The sequence below is a fragment of the Arthrobacter pityocampae genome, assembly GCF_002927275.1.
In the GTDB taxonomy this organism is placed as follows: Bacteria; Actinomycetota; Actinomycetes; order Actinomycetales; family Micrococcaceae; genus Arthrobacter_D; species Arthrobacter_D pityocampae.
In genome coordinates this window covers 328,247-342,473 of the sequence record NZ_PRKW01000004.1, presented here as the reverse complement: position 1 = coordinate 342,473, position 14,227 = coordinate 328,247, and the positions used below count along the sequence as shown (strand labels likewise).

General features: G+C 70.3%; 12 protein-coding genes. 5 read left to right on the top strand and 7 right to left on the bottom strand.

Annotated elements, in window-relative coordinates:
- Positions 1 to 78: 78 nt before the first annotated feature.
- From C4K88_RS10595 to C4K88_RS10580, 4 genes are all read right to left on the bottom strand, one after another.
- A complete protein-coding gene (locus tag C4K88_RS10595; RefSeq protein WP_104121584.1) occupies positions 79 to 1,941 on the bottom strand; it encodes an ABC transporter ATP-binding protein in 1,863 nt (620 codons plus the stop codon).
- The gene (locus C4K88_RS10590; RefSeq protein ID WP_104121583.1) at positions 1,938 to 3,761 is read right to left on the bottom strand and encodes an ABC transporter ATP-binding protein; all 1,824 of its coding nucleotides are present in this window, start codon (positions 3,759 to 3,761) and stop codon (positions 1,938 to 1,940) included. The genes C4K88_RS10595 and C4K88_RS10590 overlap by 4 nt, the downstream gene beginning before the upstream one ends.
- Positions 3,762 to 3,872: 111 nt before the next feature.
- Entirely contained in the window at positions 3,873 to 4,820 is a 948-nt protein-coding gene (locus C4K88_RS10585) for a metallophosphoesterase (RefSeq protein WP_438502347.1), read from the bottom strand.
- Between the two features lies 1 nt (position 4,821).
- Entirely contained in the window at positions 4,822 to 7,089 is a 2,268-nt protein-coding gene (locus tag C4K88_RS10580; RefSeq protein WP_104121581.1) for a transglycosylase domain-containing protein, read from the bottom strand.
- 35 nt (positions 7,090 to 7,124) lie between these two features.
- On the opposite strand from C4K88_RS10580, the gene sp36 reads away from it, so the two are divergent.
- From sp36 to C4K88_RS10570, 3 genes are read left to right on the top strand one after another with little or no spacing between them, the layout of a single operon-like run.
- A complete protein-coding gene (sp36, locus tag C4K88_RS17140) occupies positions 7,125 to 7,280 on the top strand; it encodes a Sp36 family protein (RefSeq protein WP_146065669.1) in 156 nt (51 codons plus the stop codon).
- A 2-nt stretch (positions 7,281 to 7,282) separates the two neighbouring features.
- Positions 7,283 to 7,765: a RidA family protein gene (locus C4K88_RS10575; RefSeq protein WP_241521834.1), complete on the top strand. Its 483-nt coding sequence runs from the start codon at positions 7,283 to 7,285 to the stop codon at positions 7,763 to 7,765.
- A 3-nt stretch (positions 7,766 to 7,768) separates the two neighbouring features.
- Entirely contained in the window at positions 7,769 to 8,683 is a 915-nt protein-coding gene (locus C4K88_RS10570; protein WP_104121580.1) for an NUDIX hydrolase, read from the top strand.
- A 179-nt stretch (positions 8,684 to 8,862) separates the two neighbouring features.
- Here C4K88_RS10570 and C4K88_RS10565 read toward each other — a convergent pair whose 3' ends face one another.
- Positions 8,863 to 9,540: a Crp/Fnr family transcriptional regulator gene (locus C4K88_RS10565; protein WP_087028341.1), complete on the bottom strand. Its 678-nt coding sequence runs from the start codon at positions 9,538 to 9,540 to the stop codon at positions 8,863 to 8,865.
- 224 nt (positions 9,541 to 9,764) lie between these two features.
- Between C4K88_RS10565 and C4K88_RS10560 the strand changes: the two genes are divergently transcribed.
- A complete protein-coding gene (locus C4K88_RS10560) occupies positions 9,765 to 10,970 on the top strand; it encodes a MarP family serine protease (RefSeq protein ID WP_104121579.1) in 1,206 nt (401 codons plus the stop codon).
- Between the two features lie 58 nt (positions 10,971 to 11,028).
- Positions 11,029 to 11,778: a polysaccharide deacetylase family protein gene (locus C4K88_RS10555; protein WP_104121578.1), complete on the top strand. Its 750-nt coding sequence runs from the start codon at positions 11,029 to 11,031 to the stop codon at positions 11,776 to 11,778.
- Here C4K88_RS10555 and C4K88_RS10550 read toward each other — a convergent pair.
- Complete coding sequence (locus C4K88_RS10550) at positions 11,746 to 12,921, bottom strand: GNAT family N-acetyltransferase (RefSeq protein ID WP_104121577.1); 1,176 nt, start codon at positions 12,919 to 12,921, stop codon at positions 11,746 to 11,748. The two genes, C4K88_RS10555 and C4K88_RS10550, sit on opposite strands and share 33 nt — an antisense overlap.
- A gap of 85 nt (positions 12,922 to 13,006) precedes the next feature.
- Entirely contained in the window at positions 13,007 to 14,041 is a 1,035-nt protein-coding gene (locus tag C4K88_RS10545) for a DUF2332 domain-containing protein (RefSeq protein WP_104121576.1), read from the bottom strand.
- Positions 14,042 to 14,227: the final 186 nt, after the last annotated feature.

Genomic DNA, 14,227 nt, shown 5'->3' with positions numbered 1-14,227 from the left:
GCGGACCTCCCGAACAGCAACTGTCCAAGGATAGCGGAGGATCAGCGGCGAGGAAAACCGGCGCCATTCCGCCCGGCGTCAGACCAGTGAGTCCTTCCACGCCGCGTGCAGCGTGGCGAAGCGCCCCGTGCCGCCGATGAGGTCGGCGGGCGTTCCGTCCTCGACGACCCGGCCGTCGTGCACCACGAGGACGCGGTCGGCGATGGCCACGGTGGAGAGCCGGTGCGCGATGATCAGGGCCGTCCGGTTCCCGAGGAGCTTCTGCAGGCCCTCCTGCACCAGGCGCTCGCTCGGGATGTCCAGGGACGACGTCGCCTCGTCGAGGATGAGGACCGCCGGATCGGCGAGGAACGCGCGGGCGAAGCTGATGAGCTGCCGCTGCCCCGCAGAGACGCGCCCGCCGCGCTTGTTGACGTCCGTGTCGAAGCCCTCGGGCAGCTCCAGGACGAACTGCTCGGCGCCCACCGCGCGGGCGGCCGCGACGATCTCGTCCCGGCTCGCCTCGGGCCTGCCGAGGGCGATGTTGTCCGCCACGGAGCCGCTGAAGAGGAACGCCTCCTGCGTGACCATGACGACGGCGCGCCGGAGGTCGGCCGGCGCGAGGTCGCGGAGGTCGACGTCGTCGAGCGTGAGCCGGCCCGCGGACACGTCGTAGAACCGCGCGATGAGCTTGGCGAGCGTGGACTTGCCGGCGCCCGTCTGGCCCACGAGGGCCACCGTCTGGCCGGCGTGGATGGTCAGGTCCAGGCGCGGCAGCACTACGGGTCCGGTGCCGTAGCGGAACTCGACGTCGCGGAACTCGACGGCGCCGCGGGGGTCGGGGAGGGAGACCGGGTGCTTCGGGGGTCGGACGGTGGGGACCTCCTCGAGCAGGCCGGAGACCTTCTCCAGCGCCGCGGCGGCGGACTGGAACGAGTTGTAGAACATGGCCATCTGGTCCACGGGCTGGAAGAACCGCTTGCTGTAGAGCAGCAGGGCCAGCAGCGCCCCGACCTCGAGCGTGCCCCCGAGGACCCGGAAGCCGCCGACGACGAGGACGACGGCGACGGTCACGTTGCCGATCAGCACCAGGCCGGGCTGGAAGACGCCGTTGAGGTTGATGGAACGGACGGTGACCCGGCGGTAGTCCTCCGCGAGTTCGTCGTAGCGGTCGGCGTTGACCTTCTCGCGGCGGAACGCCTTGACGGCGCGGATGCCGGTCATCGTCTCGATGAAGTGGACGATCAGCTTCGCGGACACCACGCGGGACTCCCGGTAGGCGATCTGCGAGTGCCGCTGGTACCAGCGGGCGAGGAGGAACATGGGCACCGCCGCGGCCAGGATCAGCAGGCCCGTCCGCCAGTCGAGGACGAAGATCGTGGTGGCGGTGAACAGCATGAAGATGGCACCGGAGGCCAGGGAGCTGACGCCGGAGTCGAGCAGCTCCCGGAGCGCTTCCAGGTCCGAGGTCTGCCGGGAGATGATGCGCCCCGAGGTGTATTTCTCGTGGAACTCCAGGCTGAGGCGCTGCGTATGCCGGAAGACCCGCACGCGCAGGTCCAGCAGCATGGCCTGGCTGAGCTGCGCCGTCGCCCGCACATATCCGGCCGTCAGGATCGCCGCGAGAACGGCCGCCAGGAGGTAGGTGCCGCCGGCGAACCACAGCAGGCGGGGGTCTCCCGCCTGAAGGGCGGGCAGGGCGCGGTCGATGCCGAACGCGATGATCGCCGGCCCTGCCACGCGGGCGGCCTGCGAGATGACGACCAGCAGGACGGTCCACAGGAACTGCCGGCGGTTGGGCCGGATCAGTGAGCCGAGGAGGCGGAAGGACCGCGAGCGGACGGACTTGCTCTGCGCGCGGTCGAGGAGGACGTCGTCCTCGTTGAGGACACCCGCCGACGTGGCGCCCTGCCCGTCCCTGTCCTTGGGCGCCTCGCCGGGCACCGCCGTGGTGCGGCTCATGCGAGTGCCTCCTCGTCGTCGTGGGTGGGGCCGGTGGTGCGCCCGAGCTGGGCGATCTCCTCGTCGTCGAGGCTGGCGATGACGTAGCGGTAGTGGTCGTTGCGGGCGAGCAGCTCGGAGTGCGTGCCGACGTCGGCGATCCGCCCGTCCTGCATCAGGGCCACCCGGTCCGCGAGGGCGACGGTGGACGGCCGGTGCGCGACGATGAGCGTCGTCGTGGCGCGGAGCACGGCGCGGAGCCCCACCTCGACGCGCTCCTCGGTGGCGACGTCGAGCGCGGACAGGGGGTCGTCGAGGACGAGGACGGTCGGCTGCGCGGCGATCGCACGGGCCAGGGCGAGGCGCTGGCGCTGGCCCCCGGACAGGCTCAAACCCTCCTCGCCGATGAGGGTCTCGAGGCCCTCGGGCAGGTCGTAGGCGAACCGCGCCTGTGCGACCTCGAGGGCCTCGGCGAGGATCCGATCGGCCTCCGCGCCCGTGGCGTCGGAACCCATGAGGACGTTGTCGCGGACGGAGGTCGAGAACAGCGTGGTGTCCTCGAAGGCCACCGCGACGAGGGTGCGCAGTTCGCCGAGTGTGAGGTCCCGGACGTCCACGCCGTCGACCGTGATGCTGCCGGAGGTGACGTCGTGCAGGCGGGGGACGAGCTGCAGGAGCGTGCTCTTGCCGCACCCCGTCACCCCCACCAGGGCCATGGTCTCGCCGGCGCGCAGGGTGAGGTCGACGCCGTCGACCACGTCGCCGGTGCCCTCCTGCGCGTCGGGGTAGCGGAAGTGGACGGCGTCGAATACGACGTCGCCCCGGGGTGCCGCGAGGTGCACCGGCGCGGCGGGGTCGGTGATGGTGTTCTCCGATTCCATGACCTCGTAGTGCCGGTCGATCGCGGTCTTCGCCGTGAAGGTCATGGCGAGCAGCGGGCCGATGAACTCGACGGGCCCTGCCACGGCGGCGGCAGTCGCGAAGAAGGCGACGAGCGCGCCGATGCTGACGTCGCCGCTCGCGGCCAGCATCACCCCGACGATCAGCGATGCGCCGAGGGCGAGTTCGGGCAGCAGCGTGACGATCATGGAGAAGGTCGCGAGGGACTTCGCCTTGTGGATCTCGGTCTGGCGGAGCTCCTCGGCCTGCACCTCGAAGCCTTCCAGGGCCTCCCGGCTGCGGCCGAACGCCTTCAGGACGCGGATGCCGTGCACGGACTCCTCGACCGTCGTCGCGAGGTCGCCGGCCTGGTCCTGGCTCCTGCGGGACACCCGGCTGTAGGAGGTGCGGAAGCGGTAGCCGTAGACCATCAGCGGCACGGCGGCCGCGAGGAAGATCAGCGCCAGGACCCAGCTCATGAAGAACATGATGACGACGCCGAGGACCACGGTCAGCGACGTGACCACCAGCATGATGAGCCCGAAGGCCATCCACCGCCGCATCAGGTTGAGGTCGCTCATCGCGCGGGAGAGGAGCTGACCGCTGCCCCAGCGGTCGTGGAACTCGACGGTCAGGTTCTGCAGGTGGCGGTAGAAGGACGTACGCATCTTCGTCTCCACCGTCGTCGCCGGCGTGATGACGAACTGGCGGCGCAGTGCCACGAAGGTGGCCTCGAGGACACCGAGGAGCAGGACGACGCCGGACGCGATCCAGACGGTGCGGGCCGACCCGCCCTCCGCCAGGGTGTCGTTGATGAGGACGCGGAGCACCTGGGGGATGGCGAGCGCCATGACGCTCGCCCCGAGGGCGCAGAGCAGACCCAGGACCAGCCGGGGAACGATGGGTCTGACGTGCGGGTAGAGGCGGCCGAGCGATTCCCACAGGGTGTTCTGGTTCTTCATGCCAACTCTTCGGTGATCGATGGTTGTTGGTGTCCCTCAGCAACGATCCTAGGCCACGGGCGCTGTAACGTCGGTCACAGCCCCGCGTTTGTCAGAGCAGGCGGTCGCCGGTCAGTTCCCGCCTCGGGAGGTGAGGTTCAGGAGGACCGCTTCCGGCCGGCAGGCGAACCGGATCGGGGCGAAGCGCGAGGTCCCGATGCCCGCCGAGACGTTGAGCGGCACGGAGCGGCCGTCCGACTCCCACTGCGTGAGCCCCCGCGCGCGCCAGGTCGGCAGGTCGCAGTTGCTGATGAGCGCACCGTAGCCCGGCAGGCAGACCTGCCCGCCGTGCGTGTGCCCGGCGAGGATGAGTTCCGCGCCGTCGGCCGTGAAGTAGTCGAGGACCCGCTGGTAGGGCGCGTGGGCGACGGCCACGCGGAGGTGCGGCGCCTGGGCCGAGGTGCTGCTCCCGGACGGGTAGGGCACGTACCGGTCGCGGCCGAGGTGCGGGTCGTCGACGCCGGTGAAGTCGATGCGCAGGTTCCCGAAGCCGATCGACTGGGACCGGTTCGTCAGGTCCACCCACCCGGCCGCGCCGAACGCGCTGAACATGTCCGCCCAGGGCAGGTCCCGCGGTGCGGACTCCTTGGGGGCGATCGACGGACCCGCGAAGTAGCGCAGCGGGTTCTTCAGCAGCGGCGCGTAGTAGTCGTTGGACCCGGGGACGAACACGCCGGGCACCTTCAGGAGCGGTTCGAGCGCCTCGAGGAGTGGACCCACGGCCTTACCGTGACTGAGGTTGTCACCCGTGTTGACCACGAGGTCGGGCTTCAGGCTCGCCAGACTGTGCAGCCAGTCGGTCTTCGACTTCTGCCCGGGCACCATGTGGATGTCCGAGAGGTGCAGGACCCGCAGGGGAGCGGAACCCGGAGGGAGGATGGGGAGGGTCTCCTCCCGGACCTCGTAGAGCGTGCGCTCGACGGCCGAAGCGTAGGCGAGGGTTGCGGCCGCGGCGGTCAGGGTGAGTCCCGCCGCCCAGCCGAGCGGTGCCCCGCTCCGGGATGTCTGAGTCGATGTCACGCTAGTCGTTTCCTCCGTTGTCATCATTGCCGTTGGTGCCGGTCGTCCCACCAGTGGTACCACCGGTGGAGCCGCCCGTGCCAGTTCCCCGGTTGTTCGTGCCCGGCGTGGTACCGCGCTGGGTGCCGTTGATCATGCGCTGCGGCGGATCGACGAAGGGCTTCCCGACGTGCAGTCCCGGGATCTGCTGCATGAAGCGTGCCCAGGAGGGGCCCGCGATGAGCGAACCGTCGATCTCCGGGTAGGTGCGCCCGCCGATCTGGAGGCCGCTGAGGGACGTGTTGCCCTCCTTCCAGTTCCCGATCCAGCTCGCGGTCGCCATGCCGGAGTTGTAGCCCATGAACCAGGTCTGCGACCGCTGGTCGTTGGTACCGGTCTTGCCGGCCATCGGGATGTCCCCGAACTCGAGGAGCTGGCCGGACCCGCTCTTGATGACCTCCTGTGTCGCGTAGTTCACGCCCCGCGCCGTCTCCTTCGACACGGCCCGCTTGCAGTCCACCGGGGCCACCGGGTAGCTCGTGCCGTCCGCGGCGGTGACCTCGGTGAGGGCGCGGGGCTGGCAGACGTTGCCCTCGGCCGCGAAGCCTGCGAACGCGGTCACCATGGACAGCGGGGCGACGTCCTGGACGCCGCCGATCAGCCCGGGTGCGAGGACATCGAGGCGCTCCGGTTCACCCTCGGCGCTCTTGCCGTTGTGAACGCCCATGTCGAACGCGATGTCGAAGATCCGGCACATGTCCAGCTGGTGGGCGGTCTCCATGGTGATGGTGTTGTAGGACTGGGCCAGCCCCCGGAGGACCGTGTAGGTCCCGTAGTTGGTGTCGCCGTAGTTCTGCGGCGTGTAGCCCTTGCCCTCGTCGGTCAGCACGGTGTAGGCGCCGCCGCGCAGGCAGCTGGCCGGCCACCTGTCGCCGTCGGGGTAGGTGCGCTTCCGGCCGTCGATCGGGGTGTTCAGGGACCTGCCCGAGTCCACCCAGGCGGCCACGGTGAAGGGCTTGAACGTCGATCCGGGCTGGAAACCGCCCACGCCGCCGAGGCTCTTCGTGGGATCCCCGGCCTGGTACTGGTCCACGTTGAAGTTCAGCACCGAGTCGCCGGCGGCCTCGCCCGGGATGTACCGGGTGTTCTGCGCCATGGACAGGATGTCGCCGGTCCCGGGCTCGAGGCTGGTCATGGAATGTCCGACCGCACCGTCGGTGGTGTCGGGGTTCGCCGTCTCGTTGACCGCGGTCTGCGCGGCGGCCTGCACACGCGTGTCGAGGGTCGTCTTGATGGTGAGACCGGAACGGTACAGCACGTCCTCGCGGTCTTCCCGGGTCTCACCGTAGGCGGGGTCGTTGAGAATCAGGTGCGTGACGTAGTCGCAGAAGTAGGGCGCCTGCGCGGCACCCACACAGCCGTTGAGGGTCGGGGTGACGTTCAGGCCGAGGTCCGTCGCGATCGCGGCGTCGTGCTCCTCCTGCGTGATCTTGCCGCGCGTGAGCATGGCATCGATGACGAGGTTGCGGCGCTGCAGTGCACCCTCGGGGTTCTCCGTGGGGCTGTAGACGGTGGGGCCGTTGACGACGCCGGCGAGCAGTGCGCTCTGCGGGATGTCGAGGTCCTTGGCATCCACGTCGAAGAAGTACTTCGAGGCGGCCTGGACGCCGTAGCTCGTGCCGCTGAACTGCACGATGTTGAGGTAGCCCTCGAGGATCTCGTCCTTGGAGAGCTCCTTCTCGACGGCGATGGCGAGCTTCATCTCGCGGAGCTTGTCGCCCACCGACTTTCCGCCGCTCAGGGTGACGACGCCGCCGTTCTGGCGGGCCGTGTCGTTCAGGACGTTGGTGACGAACTGCTGGGTGAGGGTCGAGGCGCCGCGCGTCGACTCGCTCGTGAGGTTGCTCGCGATGGCGCCGAAGATGCCCTCGAGGTCCACGCCGCCGTGCTCGTAGAAGCGGTAGTCCTCGATCGCGATGAGGGCGTCCTTCATGGACGGCGACACCTGGTCGAGGGTGACCGGCTGCCGGTTCTCCTCGTACAGCGTCGCGATGAGCGCCCCGTCCGCGGCCTCGATCCTCGTCGGCTGCGCCAGTGCCTCACGCTCCAGTTCGGCCGGCAGTTCCTCGAAGAACTCGATCGACGCGGAGGCTCCCGTCCCAGCGGCGGCAGCCACGGGTACGAGGAGACCTGCGGCGAGCACGCCGGCCAGTCCACTGATCCCGAGGAATGCGAAGATCTTGCCGAGGGTGGTCGCCGTGTCGAACAGGGGTGATTTGCGCGCAGCCATTATTCCAGTTTACAAGCACGCGCTAGGCTTTCTTCATGACGAAATGGGAGTACTCCACGATTCCGCTCATCATCCACGCGACGAAGCAGATCCTCGATCAGTGGGGTGACGACGGGTGGGAGCTCGTGCAGGTGGTCCCCGGGCCCGACGGCAAGGGCCTCGTCGCCTACCTCAAGCGGGAGAAGAGCTAGCAGTGTCCGCAGGTAATCCCGTGATCTCCGGGGTCGAGGCGCGTCTCGCCGACCTCGGGATCACGCTGCCCGCCGTCGTCCCGCCGGTCGCCTCCTACGTGCCCGCCGTCGTGAGCGGCAACCATGTGTACACGTCCGGGCAGCTGCCCTTCATTGACGGCAAACTCCCAGCTTCCGGCAAGGTCGGCGCGGGTGTCGACGCCGCGACCGCCACGAGCCTCGCGGCGACCTGCGCCGTGAACGCGCTGGCTGCGATCAAGAGCGTGATCGGCGACCTCGACCGCGTGACGCGGATCGTGAAGGTCGTGGGCTTCGTCGCCTCGGATCCCTCGTTCACCGGCCAGCCCGGCGTGATCAACGGCGCCTCGGACCTCCTCGGCAACGCGCTCGGCGACGCGGGCGTGCACGCCCGCTCCGCCGTCGGTGTGGCCGTCCTGCCCCTCGACTCGCCCGTCGAGCTCGAGATCATCGCGGAGTTCGTCTAGGCCGTGGACCGTCTCAGCACCAGGTTCTTCCCCGTACACCCGGACCAGCGCACGGCGGCCCGGAGCTGGGTCGAACACGGGGAGCGCACACCCCTCAAGGCACGCCCGGCGTCGTCCGTGGTGCTCCTGCGCGACAGCGCGATCGGCACGGAGACGTATCTGTCCTACCGGCGCGGGCAGTCCCCGCTGGGGGTCATCGGCTTCCCGGGCGGCAGCGTCGAGGAGTCCGACGACGACGAGATCCCCTGGTACGGCCCCGCGCCGTCCGTGTGGGCGAAGATGCTCGGCGTCGAGGACCACCGGGTGGCCCGGCGCCACGTGCTGTGCGCCATCCGGGAACTGTTCGAGGAGACCGGCGTCCTGCTGGCCGGACCCGATGCGTCGTCGATGGTCGAGGGAACCCAGGCCCGGGAGTGGATGAAGGCGCGCGAGGCCATCAACGAGGGGGAGTGCCGGTTCACGGACATCCTCAGCCGCCGGGGCCTCGGCGTCCGGACGGACCTCATCAAGCCGCTCTCGCACTGGGTCACCCCGGACTTCGCCCACCGCCGGTTCGACACCCACTACTTCGCGGCCGCGCAGCCCGTGAACCAGGAGCCCAGCATCCTCGAGAGCAAGGGCGTCTGGGGCGAGTGGCGGTGGGCCGCGCAGGAGGTGGCCGACCGCGACACCACGCGGCTCGGCGACGAGGTGAGCCAGCCGAACACGGTGGGCTGCACCCTCAGCGAGCTCGCGGTGCCGGCCGTGGAGATCATCCTCGAGAAGATCGGCTCCTCGCGTGGCTGCATCGCCTACCTCTCGCACAAGCGCCCGGTGAAGCTCTACTACCCGGAACTCGCCGAGCGCGACGGCGATCTCATGCTGCAGGTCGAGTGCCCGAAGCTCACCGAGGGCGGGTCGGTCCAGCGCGGGCGCTGACCGCGTCTCACGGTTCGTCGCGCACGTGTGGCCGGCCCCGTCCCTTCCGTATGTCTTTCCTGCTCGTTGCGCACGTGCAGCCGATGCTCGACGGGCGGTCGCCAGGAACCGGAGACCGCCCGCCGGGACCCGCCACAGCTGCACACACGCCCGAGAAAGGGACGGCGCCCGATGGGGCGTCAGCGGCTGCGCTGGCGCAGACGCTGGATGTCGAGGATGACGACGGCGCGCGCCTCGAGGCGGAGCCAGCCGCGCTGGACGAACTCGGCCAGGGCCTTGTTGACCGTCTCACGCGACGCGCCCACGAGCTGCGCCAGTTCCTCCTGCGTGAGTTCGTGGGCCACGAGGATGCCGTCCGTGGCGGGCCGGCCGAACCGGTCCGCGAGGTCGAGCAGGGCCTTCGCGACGCGCCCCGGGACATCCGAGAACACGAGGTCGGCCAGCGATTCGTTGGTGCGCCGCAGGCGACGGGCGAGGGCCTGCAGCAGCTGGGCCGAGACCTCGGGGCGCGTCTCGAGCAGGGTGCGCAGGTTCTCGTTCTTCAGGCCGGCCAGACGCGTCTCGGAGACGGCGGTCGCGGTCGCGGTGCGGGGGCTCGGGTCGAAGAGCGCCATTTCACCGAACAGCTCCCCGGGGCCGAGGATCGCGAGGAGATTCTCGCGGCCGTCCTGGGCGGTCCGTCCGAGCTTGATCTTGCCCGAGACGATGAAGTACAGCTGATCGCCCTGATCGCCCTCGCGGAAGACCGACGACCCGCGGGGCAGGTCGACCTCGATCAGCTCGTCGGTGAGGGCGGCGAAGACGTCGTCCCCCAGTGATGCGAAGAGGGGCGCCCGGCGCAGTACCTCGATGTCCATGAATTCTCCTGAATGCTTCTGTAGTGCGTCGTTCCGCAGCGGTCCGCTGTCTTCTCCTGTCCCATCTTGCCGTACCTGAGCGGTTGTGACGACTGGTACACGTTCCCCGGCCCGGATTGCGGGCGGGGAACGGGGGATTCCCCGCCTTCTCACAAAGTTCGCAGCTAGAATCGCTCGCAGTGCCGGGATCCGCCCAGCCGTCCCGCGCCTATAGCCAGGGGAGAATGTACGTGCCGGAAGTCAGCTTCGGGGAGTTCACCGTCCTCGACATCATCCTGGTGGTGATCCTCCTCGGCTACCTGGTCGCCGGGCTCCGCAACGGGTTCCTCGTCACGCTCGGCGGCATCGCGGGCTTCGTCGCCGGGGCCGTCGCCGCGTTCTTCGCCGTCCCGCTGGTCAGCGGGTGGGTGCCGGACAACCCGTGGCGCCTGATCGCGGTCATCGGCACGGTCATCGTGCTCATCATCGTGGGGCAGGGCGTGGGCTCCGCCCTCGGCGCGTCCATCCGCCGCTGGTCCGACTTCCCGCCCCTGCGCCTCATCGACCGCATCCTCGGCGGGGTGGTGAACGTCGTCGTCGCCGCGCTGGTCCTGTCCATGCTGGCCTTCAGCGTCGGGACCCTCGGGGTTCCGTTCCTCTCCCAGCAGCTCGCATCCTCCCAGGTCATCCGGAGCATCGACACCGCGACGCCCGGGCCCGTGCGGACCTGGCTGGCCCAGCTGCGGACCATCGCGGTCGACGACGGCATCCCCACCATCCTCGAGAGCGTGGGACCGGCCGTCCCCGCCGCGGTGCCCGATGCCTCGGTGGACACGCCCGAACTGGCCGCCGCGGGGGCGTCGGTGGTCCGCATCACCGGTACGGCCTTCCAGTGCGGCCAGAACCAGACCGGCTCGGGCTTCGTCATCGCGCCCGGGCGCGTCATCACGAACGCGCACGTCGTCGCCGGCGTGGAGCGGCCCGTCGTGGAGGTGTCCGGCGGCCGTGCGCTGCCGGGCCGGGTGGTACAGCTCGACACCGCACGCGACGTCGCCGTGATCGCCGTCGACAGTCTGCAGGCCCCGCCGCTGCCGCTCGGCGAGGAGCTCGCGAACGGCGCGACGGCGGCCTTCGCCGGCTACCCCGCGGGCGGCCCGTACCGGATCCAGCCGGCGAGCGTGCAGGGGCTCTCGCCCGTGCTCGTCAACAACATCTACGGCGCTGACCCCCGGCCCCTGCAGATCTACAGCCTCGCCGCGAACGTGCAGCAGGGGAACTCGGGCGGTCCGCTGCTCGACCTGCAGGGGCGCGTCGCCGGCGTCGTCTTCGCGAAGTCGACGGCGGACGCGCCGGTCGGCTACGCGCTGTCCCTCGCGGAACTCCGCCCCATCGCCGAGAGCGCCGGCAGCCTGGACGACACCGTCTCGGCAGGACAGTGCACGCGGGGCTGATCAGGCCCGCTGGTACGCTGTCAGCGCACATCCCGATCGTCGACCAGAGGGAACCACGGTGTTCCACGAAGCCGCCTCATCCGCGGGGCAGGTCCGTCTGACCACGCCGCCGGTGTTCATGTACCACTCGATCAGCCCGTCGGGCGGGCCGGACCCCCACCGGTTGCGGGTGCATCCGGATCGCCTGGACCGGCATCTTCGCCTGCTGCGGCGGTTGGGGCTGCGCGGGGTGTCCCTGTCCGAGTTGCTGCGCGCGCAGGAACGCCGGGAGGCGCATCGGCTGGTCGGGCTCACGTTCGACGACGGCTATACCGATTACCTCGAGCATGCACTCCCCGTCCTGCAGCACCATGGCATGACCAGCACCCTGTATGTCGTGGCCGGACGCCTCGGCGGTACCAACGAGTGGGACGAGGCCCCCCGTCTCGATCTGGTCGACGCCGACCAGGTGCGCGCCGTCGCGGCCGCCGGGCAGGAGATCGGCAGCCACACCATGACCCACCCCCATCTTCCACGCGCGGGCGCGAGCGCCCTGCTCGAGGAGATCAGCGGAAGTCGTGAGGTCCTGCAGGACGTCCTGCAGTCCGCGGTCCCAGGCTTCTGCTACCCGTACGGCGAGTTCGACGACGCCGCCAGGGAGGCGGTCCGTGCCGCGGGGTACGACCACGGATGCGTGATCGGCGACTACGCCCCGGGCGACCGGTTCACCCTGCCGCGCTGCTACATCAGTCCGCGGGACACCTCGGCGCACCTGGTGGCACGCATGGCGCGGCACTCACTGCGGCTGGGGCTGCGCGGACGGCTCTGATCCGACGGTCTCGCCGGGACGCGCCGCCCCCGCAGGCTTGCGCGCTCGCCGTGCCTTCCCTGCCAGCAGTGCCCGCTTGGCGATGCGCCGTGCCGCGAGGACGCCGTCATCGAGGACCATGGCCGCCCGACCCGGTACCGTGCGCGGTAACCGCACCTGATGGAGTGGCAGGGGCCGCGCGGCGAAGTCGGACTTGTACGACTCGTCACCCACGGTGAGGTCGAAGTAGGACGTGCCCCGACGGATCGCGTCCTGCACCAGGCCGTCGACGATCAGGAGACCGAGCGAGTAGTTGCGGAGGCGTTCGACGTCGTAGCCCACGAGCAGGAACAGCTCGCGGTCGGGCTCCACCAGATCGAGGGCGATCGCGACCGGATCCCCGGCAACTTCCAGTACCGCCAGACGCGCCGGTCCTCCCCGGCGCACGCTGTCCTCGGCAACGGCCCGGTAGAAGGCGTAGGTGGCATCGTCCTGCACGAGGTCCACGCCGCCCCGCTCGGCGAAGCGAGCTGCCCGGAAGGCGCGCAATCTCAGCATCAGGGGGGCGACCTCGGCGACGTCCGTCACCACTCGCAGGGTGCGTTCGCCCTTCGGACGCAACCGCTTGTACTTTCGCTCGAGGTGGCGGACGAAGGCCGCGTCCAGGGTCTCGCGCCATGCCTCCGGGGTGCTCTCCAGCGTCATGACGTGGGTGTCGTAGCGGTGTCGGTGCACCAGCGCTCCGCCGAACAGCGCGGCTGTCGCCTGCGGGGAGCCCGCGACGCGGTCCACCCGGAGCAGGTCGAAGCGCCCCAGGGCACGACGGATCCCGGCGACGACCTCCGGGCGGCGGCCGAGTTCCATGAGCGCCGTGGCCGAGGCGACGGCCGCGTTGTAGTCCGCAACTCCGAGGTCGGCGAAGGTGAGGGTCAGGACGGCCCTGCCCGTGCGGACCAGCGGCAGTACCAGCACCAGTTCCCGGTCGGCCTCCCGCCGCACCGTCACCACGACCGGATGGGCGTGTCGAGCAGGAGCGAGGGCTGCGTAGAGGCGGTGCAGCCAGACGCCGTCCTGGAAGGCCGTCGCGGACGAGGCGGCGTGCAGGGCCGCGTACTCGGTGGACAGGAAATCGAAGTGGTCCTCACGCTCGATGCTGTAGCTCATGGCGCTCCTCCCGGGTCCGGATCGTCGCCACAGTACCAGCAGCCTCGTCGGGGGATGCTGGGCCAGGGGAGGCCCGGCGCCCGGGTCACCAAGCAATCGGCACGGACGGCAGGGCCGGGAGCCAGGCGATCGACTGCCCGTGCGGACCCGTCCGGGCCACCGACCGCCCGTTGTGCTGCAGCACGAACAGGCCGTCCCGCTCACCGGGTACCGGCTGCATGGCGCCGGGCACTCCCGTGAGCGTGCGGTGGCCCTCGTGGGAGAGCCAGTGCACCGGGCGGGTCCGGTCCGCCGCCAGCCCCAGCATGGTCCCGGCGAAGCGGTTCCGGCCCGCCTGGTCGAGGTAGGCGAGTACCGCGCTGTGGAACACGACGACGACGGCGTCCCGCGGGGCGCGCCGGACGAGCGGCTCGATGTGCTCGTTCAGGTCACCGCGGACGAGCAGCGGCGGATCGGCCCGGACGACGCCGAGGGCAGCACGCAGCCGCTCGGCGCGGAAGGCGTGCTCCGGCCAGATCAGCGCCTCGAGCCACCGGACGTCGTCCTCGTTCCGCGCGTCGAGCGGGTTCAGGTCGATCCCTGCCCGCCAGATCACCTCCGGCAGCCGCGCGGGCAGCGGCGCGTCCCCGCTGACGGCGCACTCGAGCGGAGGAACCGGGGATCCCGACGCCGGTTCGAGCACCGGCCCCGGGGTGTAGGCGTACGCGTACCGATCGGGGAAGAGGCAGGCGCCGGCTGAGGCGCCGACCTCGATGAGGGCGAGCGGCCGGCCCTCCTCGGCACTGATGGACGCGAGCAGCGGAAGCAGGACGGCGCAGCGCCCCGCCTCGTTGGTCTGGGTGGTCCGGCTCTCCATGACAGCGCGGACGGACGGCCATTCGGCGAGGACGAAGGAGCGGAAGGCGGAGTAGTCGCCGAGGGGCACCCCGACGAAGCGTGCCGCGCCGAGGAACAGGACCGGCTGGCGACGGTGGGGCGGCAGGGTGTCGAGGCGGGAGAGGATGTCGTCGTCGTCGCTGACGCCCGTGCACCACTCGTCGTACAGCGGCGAGTAGCCGCGGGCCTCCACCTCGGCGAAGCGGCGGAAACGCTCGGCGGTGGTCGTTTCGGTCGGGGCCATCGGTCCTCCTCGTGCATCGGCAAGTCCATCGGCAAGTCCTTCGGCAGACCCAGGGGCAGGTCCGCCGCCGGAGTCCTCCCGGGGGTCGCCGATACCAAATCGTAACCACCGGGGCCCCCGAAATGCTGCTTGTGCCCCGTCCGGAAGTTAGGCTCGTCACACCTATCAGCGTGCTGGTCGTCGAGG

What these genes read in the sequence shown, in the direction of transcription:
- C4K88_RS10580 (WP_104121581.1), bottom strand. Translation starts at nt 7,089, where the DNA reads ATGGCTGCGCGCAAATCACCCCTGTTCGACACGGCGACCACCCTCGGC.
- C4K88_RS10590 (WP_104121583.1), bottom strand. Translation starts at nt 3,761, where the DNA reads ATGAAGAACCAGAACACCCTGTGGGAATCGCTCGGCCGCCTCTACCCG.
- sp36 (WP_146065669.1), top strand. Translation starts at nt 7,125, where the DNA reads ATGACGAAATGGGAGTACTCCACGATTCCGCTCATCATCCACGCGACG.
- C4K88_RS10545 (WP_104121576.1), bottom strand. Translation starts at nt 14,041, where the DNA reads ATGGCCCCGACCGAAACGACCACCGCCGAGCGTTTCCGCCGCTTCGCC.
- C4K88_RS10550 (WP_104121577.1), bottom strand. Translation starts at nt 12,921, where the DNA reads ATGAGCTACAGCATCGAGCGTGAGGACCACTTCGATTTCCTGTCCACC.
- C4K88_RS10560 (WP_104121579.1), top strand. Translation starts at nt 9,765, where the DNA reads ATGTACGTGCCGGAAGTCAGCTTCGGGGAGTTCACCGTCCTCGACATC.
- C4K88_RS10595 (WP_104121584.1), bottom strand. Translation starts at nt 1,941, where the DNA reads ATGAGCCGCACCACGGCGGTGCCCGGCGAGGCGCCCAAGGACAGGGAC.
- C4K88_RS10565 (WP_087028341.1), bottom strand. Translation starts at nt 9,540, where the DNA reads ATGGACATCGAGGTACTGCGCCGGGCGCCCCTCTTCGCATCACTGGGG.